This is a genomic window from Bacteroides zhangwenhongii (assembly GCF_009193325.2).
Taxonomy (GTDB): domain Bacteria; phylum Bacteroidota; class Bacteroidia; order Bacteroidales; family Bacteroidaceae; genus Bacteroides; species Bacteroides zhangwenhongii.
Window position 1 is genome coordinate 756,313 of sequence record NZ_CP059856.1, and the last position, 19,747, is coordinate 776,059.

General features: G+C 44.0%; 13 protein-coding genes and 1 pseudogene. 3 read left to right on the forward strand and 11 right to left on the reverse strand.

Annotated elements, in window-relative coordinates:
* Positions 1-4: 4 nt before the first annotated feature.
* Positions 5-511 (forward strand): flavodoxin, encoded by a 507-nt coding sequence (locus GD630_RS03025; protein WP_143867887.1) that lies wholly within the window; start codon positions 5-7, stop codon positions 509-511.
* 112 nt (positions 512-623) lie between these two features.
* Here the strand turns inward: GD630_RS03025 and prmA are convergent, their stop codons facing one another.
* Entirely contained in the window at positions 624-1,472 is an 849-nt protein-coding gene (gene prmA, locus GD630_RS03030) for a 50S ribosomal protein L11 methyltransferase (protein WP_143867888.1), read from the reverse strand.
* Positions 1,473-1,626: 154 nt separating this feature from the next.
* Between prmA and GD630_RS03035 the strand changes: the two genes are divergently transcribed.
* Positions 1,627-2,940, forward strand: a complete 1,314-nt coding sequence (locus GD630_RS03035) for a hypothetical protein (protein ID WP_143867889.1) — start codon at positions 1,627-1,629, stop codon at positions 2,938-2,940.
* A gap of 33 nt (positions 2,941-2,973) precedes the next feature.
* Positions 2,974-4,626 carry an OmpP1/FadL family transporter gene (locus GD630_RS03040; protein ID WP_143867890.1) on the forward strand — a complete coding sequence of 551 codons (1,653 nt, stop codon included), beginning with the start codon at positions 2,974-2,976 and terminating at the stop codon, positions 4,624-4,626.
* A 117-nt stretch (positions 4,627-4,743) separates the two neighbouring features.
* On the opposite strand, the gene GD630_RS03045 is transcribed toward GD630_RS03040, so the two are convergent.
* The 10 genes and pseudogenes from GD630_RS03045 to GD630_RS03090 form a co-directional block, all read right to left on the reverse strand.
* Positions 4,744-5,214, reverse strand: a complete 471-nt coding sequence (locus GD630_RS03045; RefSeq protein ID WP_007757408.1) for a nucleoside deaminase — start codon at positions 5,212-5,214, stop codon at positions 4,744-4,746.
* Between the two features lie 33 nt (positions 5,215-5,247).
* Positions 5,248-6,234, reverse strand: coding sequence for a Gfo/Idh/MocA family protein (locus GD630_RS03050; RefSeq protein WP_007757406.1), 987 nt, complete (start codon positions 6,232-6,234; stop codon positions 5,248-5,250).
* A gap of 428 nt (positions 6,235-6,662) precedes the next feature.
* Positions 6,663-7,343: an IPT/TIG domain-containing protein gene (locus GD630_RS03055; RefSeq protein WP_143867891.1), complete on the reverse strand. Its 681-nt coding sequence runs from the start codon at positions 7,341-7,343 to the stop codon at positions 6,663-6,665.
* Between the two features lie 12 nt (positions 7,344-7,355).
* Positions 7,356-8,888: an IPT/TIG domain-containing protein gene (locus tag GD630_RS03060; protein WP_143867892.1), complete on the reverse strand. Its 1,533-nt coding sequence runs from the start codon at positions 8,886-8,888 to the stop codon at positions 7,356-7,358.
* Between the two features lie 19 nt (positions 8,889-8,907).
* Positions 8,908-10,398 (reverse strand): RagB/SusD family nutrient uptake outer membrane protein, encoded by a 1,491-nt coding sequence (locus GD630_RS03065; RefSeq protein WP_143867893.1) that lies wholly within the window; start codon positions 10,396-10,398, stop codon positions 8,908-8,910.
* A gap of 20 nt (positions 10,399-10,418) precedes the next feature.
* On the reverse strand, positions 10,419-13,526 hold the full coding sequence (locus tag GD630_RS03070) for a SusC/RagA family TonB-linked outer membrane protein (RefSeq protein WP_143867894.1): 3,108 nt from the start codon (positions 13,524-13,526) through the stop codon (positions 10,419-10,421).
* A gap of 21 nt (positions 13,527-13,547) precedes the next feature.
* A complete protein-coding gene (locus tag GD630_RS03075) occupies positions 13,548-14,750 on the reverse strand; it encodes an alginate lyase family protein (protein ID WP_143867895.1) in 1,203 nt (400 codons plus the stop codon).
* Positions 14,751-14,771: 21 nt separating this feature from the next.
* Entirely contained in the window at positions 14,772-15,944 is a 1,173-nt protein-coding gene (locus GD630_RS03080; protein ID WP_143867896.1) for an alginate lyase family protein, read from the reverse strand.
* Positions 15,941-18,413, reverse strand: a pseudogene (locus tag GD630_RS03085) (glycoside hydrolase family 2 TIM barrel-domain containing protein). Before GD630_RS03085 ends, GD630_RS03080 begins: the two are co-directional and overlap by 4 nt.
* Positions 18,414-18,434: 21 nt before the next feature.
* Entirely contained in the window at positions 18,435-19,679 is a 1,245-nt protein-coding gene (locus GD630_RS03090; protein ID WP_143867898.1) for a glycoside hydrolase family 88 protein, read from the reverse strand.
* Positions 19,680-19,747: the final 68 nt, after the last annotated feature.

The following is a 19,747-nucleotide window of genomic DNA, read 5'->3' on the forward strand; positions in this document are numbered from 1 at the left end:
GATTATGAAGAAGATAGGTTTGTTTTATGCTGCCAAAGCTGAGAAAACGAGTTGGGTGGCGGAAAGAATACAGAAAGAATTCGGTGAAAGTCATATAGAAGCGGTACCGATAGAACAGGCTTGGCAGAACGATTTTGCCGCTTATGATTGTTTTATTGTCGGAGCCTCCACTTGGTTTGACGGAGAGTTGCCTACTTATTGGGACGAGCTGTTGCCGGAGCTTAGAACGATGGATTTGAAAGGAAAGAAGGTAGCTATCTTTGGATTGGGAGATCAGGTACGCTATCCGGAAAACTTTGCCGATGGTATCGGGCTATTGGCAGAAGTATTCGAAGAAGACGGGGCGGCATTGGTGGGCTTTACTTCTTCGGAAGGATATACTTTTGAGCGTTCCAGAGCATTGCGTGGCAATCAGTGGTGTGGGTTGGTTATCGACTTGGATAATCAGTCGGACCAGGCAAAAAAGAAAATCAAGGATTGGTGTGAACAGGTAAAAAAGGAGTTTGCGTAACTCCTTTTATAAGCTATTATATATTATGAGGGTGTCATAATGAATAATCTGCGTTTTGACACTCTCTATTTTTATCCCTGTATTCCTTGTTTCTGTTGGCAGAGTAATAGTATTAAACTTTATAAATGAATTTCACTGCCGCCCAGCGATTCTTTTCTTTGTGATGGATATAAGTCAGTCCGTTCTTTTCCGCTTCTTCGCGGATAGCAGGGATGTCATCCACATAAAATCCGCTCATGTATAGTTCCGTTCCGGGATGCATACAAGTGACATATTGTTTCATATCATTCAGTAGGATATTGCGGTTAATATTAGCTATAACCACATCAAACGGCCCTTTTCCGGAAAGTGAAGAGGCATCTCCTTGAGAAACGGCAATATTATCTACGTGGTTCAATTCGATGTTTTCGATAGAGTTTCGTACACACCATTCGTCGATGTCGATAGCGGTACATGGATGTGCGCCTTTCATTCGTGCAAGGATGGCGAGAATAGAAGTTCCACAACCCATATCCAGCAATGATTTATCTTTCAGCTCGCTATCCAACAGTTCTTCGATAATAAGGCTGGTAGTCTCGTGATGTCCTGTACCGAAAGCCATTTGCGGATTGATTACGATATCGTATTCTGCTTTAGGAACATCCTGATGAAATGTGCTGTGGATTACACAGCGGTCACCGATGATAATCGGTTGAAAGAAATTCTTTTCCCATTCCTCGTTCCAGTCCTTGTCTTCTGCTTCTGCATATGTATAGGTGATTTCCGTATCGGGTAGGGGAAATTCGGCGATTGCATTCTTTATGGAGGTTTCGTCACATAAAGTTTGTTGGATATATGCGGTTAATCCGTTCTCGTTTTCAACAAAACTCTCGAAGCCGGTTTCGCCTAATACAGCAGCTAATACATCATTTACAATCTCTGTGGACGGATTCGTATGAAAAGTGAACTCAAAATACTTCATAGTTGTTTCTAATGCTGGTGAATAATGTGCAAAGATAATCACAATTTTAGGGAAATCCCTACTATCCTTTGGGGAAAATCTCCCCAAGGCGATAAATCTCTTCCTTATCTTTGTAACGTGAATAAGTTTAAGTAATTACATAAACCCAGATGATATGAAAAAGATTGTTTACTTCTTGCTAGTTGCCTTGTGTCTCCCGATAGGCTTGATGGCACAAAGCGTTGATGACGACCTTTACTTCGTACCTTCCAAAGACAAAAAGGAGAAAAAAGAAACTCCGGTGAGGAAGGAACCGAAGAAACAGGTGACAAACATCTATACTTCACCGGGAACTACAGTTGTGGTTCAGGACCGTAGGGGGAGAACACGGGATGTGGATGAATATAACCGCCGTTACGATGCACGTGATAATGAATTCGTAATGGATAATGATACCTTATATATAAAGGAAAAATCTACTCCGGACTTGGACGGGGAATGGGTGACCGGCGAATTCAATGGTACGCAGGACGACTATGAATATGCCGAACGCATCATCCGTTTCCGTAATCCGCGTTTCGCTATCAGTATCAGCAGTCCGTTATATTGGGATGTAGTCTACGGACCGAATTCTTGGGACTGGAATATATATACCGATGGTATGTATGCTTACGCATTCCCGACATTCAGTAATCCACTTTGGTGGGATTGGCGTTATGGTTCATACGGCTGGGGCTGGAACTATGGTTGGGGCTGGAATCGTCCTTATTATGCTTGGGGATATTATCCGGGCTATTGGGGCGGCTGGCATGGCGGCTACTGGGGTGGCTGGTATGGCGGTGGATATTGGGGACATCATCATCATTGGCACGGTGGTCCTAGCTGGGGCTGGGGCGGTGGAGGCCGTTGGACTGGTCCGACTTATACAAACCGTCGTTCGTATGGACAAAGCAGTTACAGAAATTCTTCTACTGTACGTCGATATGGTTCAAGCGCCACTCGTTCTGGTGGTTCTGCTGTTCGGTCAACTGGGAGTTCGTCTCGTACCTCCGGATCAGCTTATGGCAGGGGAACAAGCACAACAAGACGTGTGGTAGGTACGCGTTCTTCGGATGAGCGTTATGGCTCAAGTACTCGTACGGGAAATTCATCACGTCGTGGCAGTACTTATTCTCGGCCAAGTAGTACTCGGACTAGTGGAACAGGAACCGGTTCTTCTTATTCCCGTTCTTCTGGAGTGAGAAGTGGCAGTAGTGGAACGAGAACATCTACTTACAATCGCGGTAGTTCTTCCACTCCACGCAGCAACTATTCTAACGGTAATAGTAGCCGTCGTTCATCATCTTATGGAACTTCTCGTTCATCATCTTCCCGCAATTATTCACCTGCCTCTTCAGGTGGTAGTTCGCGTGGCAGCTATTCTTCCGGTGGGGGAGCCGGCAGATCTTCTGGCGGAGGAGGTTCTTCTCGTAGCGGTGGTAGAAGATAAAACGAAGGGTATTAATTAAATGGAATGAAAGGTATGAAAAAGATACTTATGTTAGCTGTATTGGGACTATTTGTTTCTGCAGCTTCGGGATTAGCACAGACTGTTTATGATGGTGCTAAACTGACGGGAAAAGATTTAAATGGAACTGCCCGGTTTGTCGGAATGGGAGGTGCTATGGGGGCACTTGGTGGAGATATTTCTACCATAGGGACCAATCCGGCCGGTATTGGGCTTTATCGTAGTAGTGATATAATGACTTCTTTTGGTTTCTCATCTTATGGAAGTGAAAGCAAGTATTTAGGCAGTAAGTGGAATTCGGATAAAAACAGGGCTTCATTTGATAATATCGGATTTGTATTTTCATCAAAGATCGGAAACACTACTCCCTTACGCTATGTGAATTTTGGATTTAACTATCATAAAGCAAAGTCTTTCTATAAGAATATGGAAATGAACGGTGATCTTGGTAATTATTCACAGACATTCTTGATGGCTTCTCAGGCTGACGGAATTTCAAATTGGGGAAATCCGTTTGATACTAATGATATAGGTTGGCTTTCTGCTGTAGGATATGAGGGATATGTAATCAGTCCGAGCCTTACAACTACGCAGAATGAATTTCCGTATAAAGATAAGGAAGGTAATCAGGTAGTAAATAATGAGGGAAAGCCTCTGTTTTATGATTATGATTATTATAATACAATCGTTCCGGATGGAGTAAGTCCATACGCACGCTTTCATTCAGAAGAACGTGGTGGTATAGATCAATATGATTTTAATATCGCTTTTAATTTCAGTGACCGTTTTTATCTGGGGCTAACGATTGGGGCTTATTCCGTTGATTATAATAAGTACACTTCGTATGATGAAGATTATGGTAATGAAACAGGATATAAACTGCAAGGTTGGAATAAAATTACCGGATCAGGCTTTGATTTTAAATTCGGAGCGATTCTTCGTCCCTTCGAGTATTCACCTTTCCGTATAGGTTTGGCTATTCATACACCTATTTTTTATAGTCTGGATTATAAGACAAGTGTTTTTATGCAATCAGATATTTGGGATCCGGCAGCCAATGAAATCACCTATCGTGATATAGATTCTCGTGATTATTTGCCTGGTAAAGACGATATGGTTCAGCGTTTCCGTTTTCAGACTCCGTGGACTTATAATGTAAGTTTGGGATATACGGTAGGTAATAGTTTAGCTTTAGGAGCGGAATATGAGTATCAAGACTACTCTTCAATAAAGTTTAGAGATCCTGATGGATATGCTTCCGCTTTCGAATGGGAGAATAGTACGACACCTATGTTGAAAGGCGTGCATACAGCTCGACTAGGTTTGGAATATAAAGTGGTACCTCAGTTTGCTTTTCGTGCAGGTTATAACTACAGTTCGGCTGCATTTAAGAAAGACGCTTATAAGGACTTGGCAATAAATTCTATTCAAACGGATACGGATTTCGCTAATAGTAAATCACTGAGTAACTATACGTTAGGTATTGGGTATCGGGGTTCTACATTTTATGCTGACCTGGCATATAAATTCTCTACTTATAAGGAAGATTTTTATCCATTCATTAATGGAACTGTGGATGATGGAGGTGTTTCAATAGCTTCACCGGACGCTACGAAAGTAACCAACACCCGTAGCCAAGTCCTTTTTACAGTCGGTATGCGTTTCTAAACCAGACAGTTTTCAATTTCAATAATAACTTTTGTGTGTAAAGAATCCCTGGAATGCTGAGTGTCTACAGCACTTCCGGGGATTTCTATTAGTCGTCCGGTATGAACGGTTGTCCGTCTAATACTCTATTTTATCCTCCTTGTTCATCCATGCTTTGAAAGCGGAAATAGCTTCCTCGTGCAATAAAATCTCAGAAGGAAGTTTTCTCTCTTCCGGTTTCAGTTCCAGTTCATCATAGATGAAGGAATCATCGAAGCCAATATTTTTTGCGTCGGTTTTATTGTTGCCATAGTACATTTTGTCCAACCGTGCCCAGTAAATAGCACCTAAACACATGGGGCAAGGTTCGCAAGAAGTATATATCTCATATCCGCTAAGATTGAATGTACCAAGTTTTGCAGCGGCAGCGCGTATGGCGCTTACTTCGGCATGAGCGGTAGGATCGCAGGAAGCGGTGACACGATTTACTCCGGTGGCAACTATCTCTCCCTCTTTAGTGGCAATCACAGCACCGAAAGGACCTCCACCGTTCTCGATATTCTCCTTTGAAAGCTCGATGGCTTTCCGCATCAATTCTTCTTTAGTCATGGTATAAAATAGATTGTTAGTTTAATATGAGGATTATATCTTTCCAAGAATCTTATCCATTACCCAGTTGGTCAGTGTTGCACTTTCACCGTCGCAGGAACAGATAGATTTGCCCAATAAATGGTCTACTACCGCTTGGATAAGAGGTTGCTGTACATGTTCCGGGTTGCCGATACAGATTTCTTCCCGTCCTTTTTCTGTGTGCAGGCCGATAGGTTCGTAAGTGAAGACAGAAAAACAAATCATTCCTTTGTCCCCAATAATCTCTATACGGTCTTCGCGAGCTGAATCATGAGCAACAAAGCACCAGGAACCACTGCCTACCAATCCGTTATCGAACTGGAAACAAGCGCTCAACGTATCCTCGGCAGGATAAAGTCCGCCACGATTGCTCTTGTAGCCGTTTGCTTCGAGGATACATCCGAACATATCCTGTAATAAATCAATCTGATGTGGAGCAAGATCGTAGAAATAACCACCGCCTGCAATGTCAGCCTGTACACGCCAGGGAAGATTTTCACGGTTATAATCCAAGTCACGTGGCGGTTGGGCAAAACGGATCTGTACATTGATTACATTACCGATAGTTCCGTTTTCCACCAATTCTTTTACTTTCTGGAAGTAGGGAAGATAACGGCGGTAGTATGCAACGAAACAGGGAACTCCCGTTTCTTTGGATATGCGGTTAATGCGGGTACATTCTTCGTATGTGACGGCCATCGGTTTCTCAATATAGGCAGGCTTGCCTGCTTTCATCGACATGATGGCGTATGTAGCATGGGATGAGGGAGGAGTAGCGATATAGATAGCATTCACTTCCGGATCATCTATAAGTTCTTGTGCATCGTCATACCATCTCTTGATACCTCTCTCTTTGGCGTATGCTTTTGCTTTCGCACCGTCACGGCTCATCACGGCTACTACTTCCGAATGTTCTACTTTTTGGAAAGCAGGGCCGCTTTTAGTTTTCGTCACTTCTCCGCAACCGATGAATCCCCATTTGATTATCTTTTCACTCATAATACAATTACCTATTTACTTATTCTAATAAACTCCAAAGATAAAGCAATTTTTTGTCAAGAGCAACTTTATTGATTATTAACTTACTGGAGGAATTTGGAAAATAAAGCCTCTATTTTGCTAAAATGGAGATGCTGTTTGTATGGAATAGATTTTCCGTTTCGGGTGGATAGGACCTTTGTTCTTGTGAAAGCACATCCTATTTGCAGTATAAAGGCAGGTGAGTAGAGATAAGCCCGGGGGTGAAGGACAATATGCCAATGGAGAAATGAGAAGGAAAGCTGGGATGAGAAGGAATTATCCCTTTTTGAAAAAGAGAAAGGCGAGAATTGGAGTTCCCGCCTTTGCGTGTAGTTTAATTGAAACTACTTTATCATTAACTCTGTAAAGATACGACATTCGGAAGCGAAAGTCAAGTCTTTGATGGTTTATTTTTGGTAATAGGCATTCTCACTAGGAGGAATAACCTTTTTGACCGTTATCTTTCCCGGCACAACTAATTTCTGGTCGTTACCCAATGAATTATCATAAATAAGAGTGATGGTGAATTCTGTATCCATATTTACTTCTGGAGCTTTGAAAGTGATTTCTGTTGCGTTTTTACTCTCCATCGTTATTGATTCTTCATTAGCCTGCAGTGTTGTGACAATATTCAAATCAGTTCCTGTGATAGTGATAATGTCGCCTGGCTCTACTTCACCGGATAAGGTAGTAGAGGTTGTAGGAATAACAGGTGCAATATAAACAGTCAGCTCCTCACATACAACGAGATGATGTACCGAATTATACAATACGGCTAGAGGAACGACTTTTGTTTCTTCGAATACTTCAGTCGGCACATAAACAGTGAGTGATTGGTGGTCACGATCCGTTTGCGGTGTTTTAATATCAATCGTGATATCGTTGCCAAAATATACTTTGGAGATAAGATGCATATTTTCGCCTGTCAGAGTAATTGCTTCTCCCGGTTGTACGGTTGTTGCTTCCATCATATTGACGGAAGTCTGCGGTATATCAATATCATTGTCACGGGTACATCCGCTTAATAGATATGTCAGACATAATGTTACCGTCAATGTGATAGTTGCTATATAATTTCTTTTCTTCATGATCTTTCTTTTTTAGCGTTGATAATAAAGGTCGAATGTAATGTAGGCAATACCTTGATTGTTCTTATCACCGTTATTGACATTGCTGGATTGATCGTAATCGATGTGCACATCCAGAATATCAAGAATTCCGTATTTGTCTTTATATTTATTGTGGAATACGATAATACTGCCTTTTTCAAAAATCTGCTCACTTACTGTACCTTCAGCTTCTTCTGCTTTACGAGTGCGGACAGAGCTTTTAGTAATGTTCAGACTAGTAAAAAGTGTAGGAGTAATTTCCAATTGATCTTTGTTGGTTCTTATCTGTTCGATAAGTGCCGCATTTTTAGTTGTATTCAATACTACGAATCTAGTTTGTACTGCCGTAAATGATGTATATTCTGTGGGCAGATCTGTGTTGGGCAGAGAAGATGTTCCACACCAGTAATTTTTTAGATTGTTTTTGGTTGAATTAAGTATGGCATCCGGTGAATTTAACTGAAAATCCAAAGTCTTGTTTACATATGCTCCGAAATCTATCTTATCATGATTCTCCTTATCTTTCAGAACACAAGGAGTACAGATAGGATTACCGTCAGCAGAATTACCATTAAGCATACTACCATAACCATATTTACTGTTACGTGTCCCTATCGCTTGATTAGCAGCGAATAAGTTCTTCATTCGAATCACCTTACAAGCGTCGGCTAGAATGATCTCTTTCGTCTCGTTATAATACGTCACTTTTATTTGCACTGTACTTGTTTCATCCAAAGTCGGTACTCTAAATACAATGATATTTTCTTCCTGACTGACTGGAGTGCATTTCTCTTCTCCAAAATATATATACTCAATCAGATTGAGATGTGTGCCGCTTAAGGTAAGCAGGCTTCTTTCCATCAGGCTTTCCTGATCTATCTTCTCTATTTCCGGTTGGTCTTTTTCTACGAGAAAATCATCGGATTCTCCCTTTATTTCAGACTCACCACCTGTTTGATTGGTATACTTTAAAGAAACGGTCGTATTATCATCAATGATAAAAGGTACTTTGACGGCAATTTCTTCTTCACTCTGATAGACAATTTCTCCTTCTTCGTCTCCCATATAAACTTTGGAGATAATATCAAGGTCTGTTCCCAAAATCTCTACATTATTTCCGACTCTTCCACCTTTCGGAAATTCTGTCACAACCGGAGTAGGATAGGTGACTGTAAATGATTGAGAACTTTCCGCACGGGTACTTTCGCTATCATCATTTTTGCGTGAGGTAGAAAGTACAATTTTGCCATTCTTTGTACCCTCACGAGGAACTACGATTACGATTTCCTGCTGTGATAGTTTATAAAGTATCTGTGCCTCCACACCACCAATGGTTGCAGTTTCTATATCGCGTAGATTATTACCTTTGACAGTTACCTGTGTTCCTGCTTTTCCGCTTACAGGAGCAAACTCAATGATTTCCGGCGCTCCTTGAACCTCTGTCTCAATGCTCAACTTTTCGTTGCAACTTGTCAATGTGACAAGTACACAGAGGACTAATAGGCTATATAGTTTATTTTTCATACTGTTTTCGTTTTGAGAATTAGTAATGTGGATTTTGGGTGATTACGCTTGGATTATTGTCTATCACACTTTGAGGGATAGGAAGCAATAATTGCCATTCCGCCATTGGGTTGACGGTGAAAGCATATTCTCCGTAGAAGCTCTCGGTTTCTGTAATTTGTTTATTGATAGTTTCCAAAGCCTTGCCCCAACGAACGAGGTCGAACCAGCGTTGGTTTTCGAATGCCAGTTCCAAACGACGTTCTTTTTCCAGCTTTTCACGGAAAGCGGAACGTACAGGCACTTCGGAAATGTCGATAGCCCCCAATCCGGCACGGCGGCGTACCTCGTTGAGATACGGTAGTCCGGCAGCGGGACCGTCTATCTTGTTCAGTACTTCAGCGTACATCAACAGCACATCTGCATGACGAATGACAGGCCAGTCGTTTTCTGCGTCATAACGTACGCTGACGGGCGAAACAAATTTCTTGATATATGCCGATTGATTTGAAATGACTACCGGATCTTTCTTACTCGGGTCAATATAATGATCGCTTACGCTAACTTCTTTACGCAAGTCACCTTCCGGATAAATACCTAGTACTTCAGTGGTCGGGTAGTTGCGCCCGTCTCCATCTCCCGTCACTACATTGGCACCACTCTTGGTAGGCGCAAATGTGTTGGCAAAAGGAGAGCCGATCCCCAGACTTCCCGATTTGTAACGGACAGCAAAGATTATTTCATCATTCATTTCTTTGGAAATATCAAACACATCAGAATAACTGACAGTCAACTGATCTCCTTTTACATCCACTACCGATTTGAGCAGCCTCTTGGCTTCTTCATATTTCCCGATAGTCAGATAAACTTTGGCAAGCAAAGATTGAGCGGCCGGCTGGGTGACGCGTCCTAAATCGGCTACATCGTATGTCACACCTTCCAAGTCATCAATGGACGTTTTCAAATCGTCAATAATCTGCTGATAGGTAGCCTCCACACTGCTACGGTCTTTTTTCATAGCATCTGCTACACTCAATTCTTCCGTTATAATGAAAGTCGGACCGAAAAGACGTACTAGGTTGAAGTAATGATAAGCACGGATGAAACATGCTTCTCCCTCAAATTGCGCCCGTTTTTTCTCATTGGCTACTACCGCCAGATTCTCAGGAGCAAGTACGTTATTGCAACTGTTGATATTACTGTAAGTGGCTTCCCAATAAGTACGTATGTTCGCGTTGCTGGCATCCATTGTACCAAGATCCAATGCCTGTTGTTGCAGGAAAGCGTCATTGGTGGAGCTGTTGCTATTCATGCGGGTATTGTCCGCACGCAGTTCGGTAAGTGTCCATTCAATGTTTAACGGAGCCTGCATACCTCCGTAACAGCCAATAACGGCAGTATTCATTTCTGCTTCATTCTTATAGAACGAACTGTCGGGGATATAGGAGTCCGGTGTGATGTTGAGGTCACAGGAAGAAAGCCCCGGCAGACAAGTAGACAGACTAACGATAAATATATGTTTTAGTTTCATTTCTGTACGTTTTAAGATGATTAGAAATTAAGTTCGAATCCGAAATTGACGGTAGACTGTATCGGGAATCCTCCGCGTTGGTATCCGTTCACCAATGGCGAAGCGTACGATCCGCTTGTCACACGGGCTTCCGGATTGATACCCCGGTAACTCTTTCCCCAGAAGTAAAGCAAGTTCTGACCGGAAGCATAAAGGCGAAGCGAGTTGAGTCCTGCCTTTTTCAGTTTTTTCTTATCAAATGTATAACCTAAAACTACGTCGCGCAATGCTACGAATGATCCGTTTTCAATCATGTAGTCGGTGAACTCCCATGAGATTCCGGCAGAACCTACTGTCGGCGTGCGTCCGTCGCCCGGATATTCGGCGCTGATCCAGCGGTCTTTCGCATAATTGCGATTGAATTTCTTGGATTCGGTATAGTATCCGTCACCGTTGAATACATCCAGTCCGCTTACACCTTGAATCAGGAAATAAAGATCGAACCTTTTCCATCTGAAGGTATTGGAAATACCCCACGTCGCTTTCGGGAAGGGATTACCAATGACGGTACGGTCTTTGTCATTGATGACACCGTCGTCGTTGACGTCTACAATCTTGAGACTGCCCGGAGTGGCACTTGCCAAGTGTGGTGAAGAATCCAGGTCGGCCTGATTGAGGTAAACCCCGTCAGTCTTGTATCCGAAGAAAGAAATGGCACGATGACCGACTTGTGCCAGATAGGTTTCGTTACGTTCTCCGGTAGAAATCAGTCTTTCTTCACCGGAAAGTTCGAGTAACTTGTTGAAGTTGGATGAGATGTTGAACGAGGTGGTCCATTCAAAATCCTTAGTACGGATATTGTGTGTATTCAATTCGATTTCGATACCACTGTTACGGATGCGCCCGATATTGTTCCAATAGTCACTGTAGCCCATGAAAGATACGACCGGTTGCTTGAACAGCAGTTGCTTGGTGATGGAATAGTATCCCTCCAGTGTCAGGTTTATGCGATTGTTCAAGGCACTGAAATCGATACCGGCATTATATTCGTAAGTCTGTTCCCAAGTGATGTTGTAATTGCCTTTTGTTGAGGTAGCCTTGTTGAGTCCGGGAATGAGTGCTCCTGTTCCACTGCCTAATGGGTAGTTGCTGGCATAAAGCAGATTGTAGTAAGAGTTGGCAGGAATATTATTGTTGCCCGTTACACCGAAGCTGGCACGGAGTTTCAGCATATTCAACCAACTGATACCTTTCAGGAAGGATTCTTCCGAAACACGCCATCCCAGAGATACGGATGGGAACCAGCCCCATTGGTGTCCGTCGGCAAATAGGGAACTACCGTCCGTACGTAGACTGGCGGAGAACAGGTATTTGTCGGCATAGCTGTAATTGATACGTGCCAGAGCAGACATCATAGCAGTACGGAATTTAACCGTATTTGTTTGGCTTACATCAAAAGAGGTAGCTGCATTGAGTGTATGGACATAGTCGGTCGGGAAGCCCAAGCCTACGATATTCGCTGTGGTTTCCGATGTTGTCTGTGCTGTATATCCCAATAAGGCTGCATAGTCATGCTTACCTTTCTTACCGGTATAGTTCAGTGTGTTTTCGCTCAATAAGTCTACATAGAGACGGTTTTTATAAGTACCCATCGCCGATTCCTCATCTTTGCGGGATTCGTAGTTGCGGTACTCGTTATTTTGCCGGTATTTGATGTAGAAACCGTTGGAGGTGGTAAAGGTAAGTCCCTCCATTATCTGCACATTGATAGAAGAATTGGCTTGCAGGTTATAATCTTCTTTGAAGCGTTCTTCGGTATCCATCAATGATTTCGGATTATTGTTGCTGGTGTTGAAAGGGCTTGCTTTCACTTGCGTGCCATCTTCACGGGTGTATATGATATTGCTGAAGTCGCTACCGCGTGCCCATGAGCCGATGGCTTTTCCGGTGAGAGCTGCCGTTTCTGCCGTATGGCGTACCGGCATGAAAGACGGAGTACGGTAGAAGTCGATAAAGTTGGTCGATGGAGTCTCTGTTTTGGTGTAAGACGGAGCGATGTTCAAGCTGAGATCTACGCGCTTGGATAACTTCGCATTGATGCGTGATCGGAGATTCAGACGTTTGTAGTTACTGTTAATCATAATACCGTCTTCCTGTGCGTAGTTGCCGGAGATATAGTAAGTAAGACCTTTCTTTCCACCCGATACGGAGAGTTGTACCTGATGGATTTGTGGAGTATCCTGCAGGCCTTCACGTTGCCAGTCGGTATAATTATCGATAAGCCCGAAGGCTTCGTCATTGGCTGCTATGGATTTATTTTGCAGGGCGGCCTCGTAGCCCATCATATTGTAATAGTCTTTAGAACTCATGATGGGGTGCAGTTTGTAGGCCCATTTTAATCCGGTAGAGGCTTTTACGCTATATTTGGCTTTACTGGCACTTCCTTCTTTTGTGGTCACCAGGATAACACCGTTAGCCGCACGTGAACCGTAGATGGCAGCGGAAGCGGCATCTTTTAATACTTCGATGGAAGCGATATCCGCCATATCGAGCGTAGAAAGTCCTTCGGGAACAGGATAACCGTCAATGACAATCAACGGAGAGCTGTCGGCACTGATGGAACCCATACCACGAACACGGATTTGAGGGGCAGCTCCGGCCTCGGAAGTGGAGTTCTGGATATTCACACCGGCAATCTTTCCTTGCAGCAGTTGGTCTACTTGCGTCACGGGAATATCTGTGAGACTGTTGACATCCATCTTGGATACCGAACCGGTCAAGTGAGATTTTTTCTGTACACCGTAACCGACCACTACTACTTCGTCCAACACTTTTGTGTCTTCCTTTAATTTGATGTTCAGAGTTTTCTGATTATTGACAGGTACTTCTTGTGTGGTGTATCCGATATAAGAGATGACAAGTATAGATTTGGAGGAAGGGACATTTAATGTAAATTTACCATCTATATCGGTGATAGTACCGGTGGTACTTCCTTTTACCTTCACATTTACTCCGGGAACACCGCCTTGACTATCGGTGACTGTACCGGTAACTGTAAGTGATTGTGCATAGACAACCGCTACGAACGGGGTGCATAATAACAGCAAGAAAGCTATTATTAAAGGATAATGAAACGATTTATTCCTCATAATATTGGGATTTAATAGGATTTATTCTAAACTGTATAATAAGTGCATACGGCTGGAAACAGGAGTCGTACGGTATTTGGCGCCGATAGTTTCGTATCCGGCTTTCGGATCAAAGAAAGAGGCTTTGCGGAGTACCCAACAAGATTCATCTTGTTTCTTCTCCCATTCTTTGATTTGCTGGTAAGGCCATTGGCTTTGGGGCTTGCCGATATAAGGAATTACAAACTTTAGGGCAGCAGTAATGGAACGTCCGTCTTTGCTGGTAGCGTTGTAAATATCAATTCCTTCTGTGGAAGCAATGAAAGACATATCCAGCATATGAGTCAGGTTAAAGAGCGTATAGCCGAATGCAGTTGTGCGTTCCAGTTCCAACGGTTGTTTTCCGTCCGGTTCAATTTGAGGGAACAAACGCTTTTCAGGAAATGCTTTTAATATTTGTGTTGCCAGTTCTTTATTACCTATGTAGAGTGCGTACGCTGTCAACTGTACGTCATATGCCAAACCATGATTGTTTTTCGCCGCATTTTCTTCGGCAGCAACCGGACTGGTCTGTATCCATTCAACGAACTGTGTAAACCACTCTTTCATACCTTTCTTGATGGCAGGTGTCATCGCCTTTGAGCTATCCAGCAAGGTGAGTGCATCCAGCATTTCTACAAAACAATACGTATCGATCATGCCTGTTCCACGTCCTAATCCTTTTCTGTGGCCGGGGATAGTCTGCCCGTAGTTTAAGTTCGGATTCATTTTTGTTTTAGCGTCCAGGAACCAGACATTCAGGAAATCAGTAGCTTTCTTTGCATATTGTTCGTTACCTGAAAAATAGTAGGCGATTCCCAAAGTAGTGACGGCTTTCGCCATATCCCCCAATCGATTACGGTCTAATTTTGACAGTTCGGGATTACGTTGTCCGTCTTTACGGATATAGGGTAACCCGTCCGGTTTGGAAGGATCAGGCCACCAGTAAGGGCCCATACTCATATAGTCATGCTTGTCACCGCTAGAGGCCGTCATACTTTTGTCCATCACAGACGGAGGAGTCATTTTCATCGCTTTGTCAGCGTCTCTCATTAAAGTTTTAATAGCCGGAGCGTATGCAGGGGTATCGGCTTTAGCCTTCACTTTAGCCAGCTTTTCTGCCGGATAGATACGGGTATTAACGGTCTGTGCATTCATTGGAAGCAGACAAACCAGTGTAAAAGCACTCAATAGTAAGTTTCTCATAATTATTTTATTTTAAGCGAATTAGTTTAGCCATAATAAAGGGTGTCGGATAGGAAGGTTGCGTATCACTTCCTCATTGGTAGGGAAATGTTCCAGCTTCTTCCATGTCTGAAAGTAGTCTTTTCGGTAGTGATGTATGCTGCCGAATAGCAAGAACGGATGCGCAACAGGCCATTCTTCCCAAAACATGATGTCCGGTTGGTGTTTCCACGAGTTTTTGTCTTTCACAAAAGGAAACAGCCAGGCAATTCCTTTTTCGATATTCCGTCCGTCTGTTGTGGTGTAGTCCCATAGATTTTCTTCGGGAGTTGTCAAGAGATGACAAAGAGTAGTCATTGCGTCCAGATTAAAAAGAGAGTAACCGTAAGGTTTGGTGCGTTCCAGTTCTAAGGGAAAACTGCCGTTAGCGGCCATCTGATTGGGGAGCAATACTGTCCGGTAACGTTCGCGGCAGAAATGAATCATTTCTTCATTCTGCGTGAATAAGGCGAAGGCAGCGGCTTGCATAGTCCAACAAGTGCCGTGATTATTTTTGGCTTCCATCTCATTGATTCCGTAACGGTGGGTAGACATCCAGGTCAGATAGTCGGAAAACCACAGGCGGATCGTTCTCAGTTCCTTTTCTTCGATGATTCCCTGAGCTTCCATTAACCGGAGTGACTGCACGACTTCAATCAGATGAATGGTATCGATGATTCCGATTCCGCGTCCGGTAGCTATACCTTTGATAGCTTGTGCATACAAGAGATTAGGGTTCATCATTGTCTCTTGATCGACAAACCAGGCACGGATATGACGCATGGCGGCTTCTGTATATTTTTTGTCACCTGTCAGTAACCAGGCAGAGGTCAGGTCGCCTACCAACTGGCTGAATCGTATCATGGCATGACGGTGAGCGGTGAAGTTGTCCGGATTCGTTTCTCCATCACGACGGATGAACGGACCGTCCGGGTCTTGAGGGTTTGCCCACCAATAATCACCTTCGGAATAGAAGTCGTGAATGCCTCCTGCGCTTCTTTGAGCGCGGGCAGCAGTGACGGTCACAGGTACGGACTCTAATGCTGCGTCTGCCCGTTGCAGGGTTTCTGCTTGTAGGAGTCGGCGTACTTGTTCTTTCACATCTTCTTTAGCCGTCACCGTGGTGAGGCCGAAGAGTATCATTAATAATCCTATTGAAATTCTTAATCTGTTCATTGTGCATTCAATTGAGTGTAAACGGTTTTGATTCCGGCTGATTGAACGGATACGTAACAAGCGTTGGTTACTTGGGCACGTATCATTGCTTTTCCATTATAGGCTTGTACTTTGCGTGATCCGGTCGAAGTACCCAAGTTTTGAAGTAGTTTTCCGTCTCCGGCAATTTCAAATGAGATGATGTTAGCTGCGTCCAGACAGGGAACTCCTTTTTCATCGGTCAACTGTGCTTCAACACGAACGATATTGTTACCTTCAGGATGATGTGTCACCTTTAATTGTTTCGGTTCTCCCCATTCGCTGGTTTGATAAGCAACGGTGATCTCATCGGAAACGGTTTCCTTACTTTTTACGGCTACCGCTTTCAAATGATTATTTCCTTCACGCAATATACTTTTCCAGCGAAGTCCGGCTGCCGGAAAGTCCTGGCTGTTCCGCTGTTTTATGCCTTGGCTGACTCCATTGACAAACAGTTCTACTGCCGGACAGTTGGAGTATACCAGTATTTCTTTAGGTTCGTTTGCGGCCCCCCAGCGTGTCGGCCATGTGTGACCGTAGATGTGTATCATCGGCTTCTCCGTCCAATAAGACTGGAATACATAAAACACTTCCTTCTTGGTGAAGTCCCGTTCGATTACTCCCTTTTGATTGACGTATGGTACCGGATTTTCCGGTCGTAGAGGAGTGGAGAAATCTTTGAAAGGCCAATAGGCTGTTCCTGTCAGCCAAGTCATGGTTTCCTGTTCTTTCAAGTGCCAGTCCACTAGTTTTACAATATAGGATTCCGACCAGTCACCGTCTCTCGATGCGCGGGCGTCACCGCCAACGAAGGAGAAGTCTCCTGCGCGTTCATCGGCTCCGGCTCCGACAGGAATGCCGCCCAATGATTTGAAAGGGTCCTCCGAATGTCTTCGGGCATGAGAGTCACCGCCCCATTCCACATGCAGGAAGTGTTTAACCTGTTTCATCTCTTTCTCGGAGGTAGGCTTGTAGTCGGTGAATTGCCCGCGATACCAGCCTGCCCAGATGGAAGGGGAATATACATCGACAATATCTTTACAGAAGTCGCACCGGCGGATAGAAGTGACACGTGACGGATCCAGACGGTGTGCCAGGTCATTCAGTTCTTTCATAAAGGCGCGTATCTGTGATTGCTCGAAAGTCGGGAAATCATTCGGCCAGTCATTCTCATTGCCCAGTCCCCAAAGAATTACAGAAGGATGGTTGTAGTGCTGATTTATCATGTTTGTGAGCATTCGTCGGGCTTGTGCTTGGTAGCTCTCTCCACCCAAGCCACCGCGGCACCAAGGGATTTCTTCCCAAACGAGAATGCCCAGCTCGTCACACAGGCGGAGAATGATATTCGATTGTTGGTAATGTCCCAAACGGATGAAGTTGACGCCCATTTCTTTCATCATCTTTATTTCCGTTACCATTTGCTCTTCTGTCATGGCAGCGCCTACGCCGGCATGATCTTCGTGGCGGTGGGTACCTTTTAGTAACAGGCGTTTGCCGTTCAGTTTGAAAGGCCCATAGTCTACAAACTCGAAATGGCGAAAGCCAATTTGTTCTGTTACGGTTTGTTCACCTTCAGTAGTTTTGAGAGTGAACTCGCAGGTGTATAGCTGAGGCTGCTCCGGGCTCCAAAGTAGCGGGCTTTTGACAACAATGTCGAATAGTCGCACTTCTCCTAAGGGAAGAACATCCGTGACAGTCTGTTCGGCTACTTTCTTGCCGTTCGGGTCTTTCAGTGTGAGGTGCACCGTGGCTTGGCGGGTATCATCCGGATTATAGAAGTTGGCTTGCACTTTCAGGTTTGCATTCTTTAAATCTTTTTGCACCGGAGTCTCCAGTTTGAAACTACTGAAAGAAAGCGTAGGTTGATAAACTAGATTAACGTTAAAGTCCGCCGTACACATTGAAGTCCGATAAATCTGAAGGAATCATTTCCGTATCTCTTGAATTATCGCAACGGATAGATAAAGGTATTTTTCCGTTGAAACGCTTCCGGCAGTCGGGATTGGCCAATGCCTGCCGGATAGCCTCTGTGATGTCGACGCTCCATTCATCGTAACCGCCTACATGGCTACCGACTTTTTGTGTGTAGATATATACTTCTGTTTTTTGTCCGGCTCCTTCGAATTCGAGGATAGTACGGCCATTGACTGAGGGATTCTGAATATCGAGTAAAGTACGATACCATCCGGGACCCTGGTAATAGTTGACATCCGGATCTACAGCGTCTTCCGCATTGAAGCAGTGAGGAAGGGTAACCGGTTGCCAGATGGGCACAGCTTCCGAAGAACCGGGTGCTACCATGCGTACAGCTTCCCAGATGCTTCCGAGATCACCTTTGAGATATTCCCATTGGTCGGTCAGGCGGATTCTTTGGTTGGTAGGAATCCGGGCACTTATCGGTAGAGCGAATGTTATAAGGGCTGTCAATATGTAGATAATTGTTTTTTTCATGGTCTGTATAAGTGATGATGATTAGAGTTGTTCTCCTTTTTCCAATTTGTTTTTACGAAGCAGGGCTTCGAGGAAATAATAATCGGCATATACGATAGGTACATCAATTTCGCTGTCGTGAGGTTTGGAACCGGTACTGTGGAGTAGCAAGAATCCGTTGTCTCCATTCTGTTGTGCACGGTAGCTGGCAGTGAGATTCTCTAAAATCCGATCGGCTTCCTGTTTGTAGAGATCCTTGTTTTCCGGTACGTAGGTGCTCAGCTCATAGAGTGCGGAGGCTATACAGGTTGCTGCAGATGCATCGCGTGGTTCGTCCGGTATTTCAGGAGCATTGAAATCCCAGTAAGGAATCAGGTCTTTGGGTAGGTTGGGATGGGTGAAGATGTATCTTTCTACCTGTTTTGCCTGTTCCAGAAATTCGGGGAGTCCGGTTTCACGATAACATAGAGTGTAGCCATATAGTGCCCATGCTTGTCCGCGTGCCCATGCCGAGTCGTCGGAATATCCTTGATGGGTGACTTTACAAATCGGGCTACCGGTGATCGTGTCGTAATTGACCACGTGGTATGTACTGAAGTCATCGCGGAAATGATTTTTCATCGTAGTCCGTGCATGACTGACTGCTATATTATAAAAGGTGGAATCGTTCGTTTCGCGAGAAGCCCAAAACAATAACTCCAGATTCAGCATATTGTCGATGATCACGGGACATTCCCATTGGTCGGCGTGATGATCCCAAGAACGGATGCAGCCTATGTTGGGTTTGAAACGGGTAATCAGAGTCCGGGCAGATTCGATAAGTATATCTTTATAGGTAGGGTTACCGGTCAGACGGTAGCCGTTGCCATAGCTGCAATACATTTTGAAACCCATATCGTGTGTAGTGCCGTTTTTCTTTTCGCGTTCCAGCATTTCAGTATGTTTTTCGGCTTTCTCCTTCCAAAAAGGATCGTGCGTATATTCATATACATACCAAAGTTCTCCGGGAAAGAATCCGCTCGTCCAGTCTCTGGAAGGTACGAGCTGTAAAGAACCGTCCGGTTCAGTGTTACGTGGGTTGGTAAGCTCACCCCATTGTTTGGCGATTCTTTTGTCTCTGCTTTCTTGGGATTCGTTTGCACGCGCTTCATCTATTTTAGAAAAAGCATACTTGAATTGTTGTTCGGCAAAAGTAAAATTAGAAGCAACTAAATTTGACTCTTTGGGAGATTGGCAACCAACTAAAGCGGCCACTCCGATGCTAAGGGCTAAAAGATTATGTTTCATATTTTCATATTTGTTTCCATATTATTATTTCTAAGTAGGATGTTGCAAATGTATGGAAACAGTGCGAA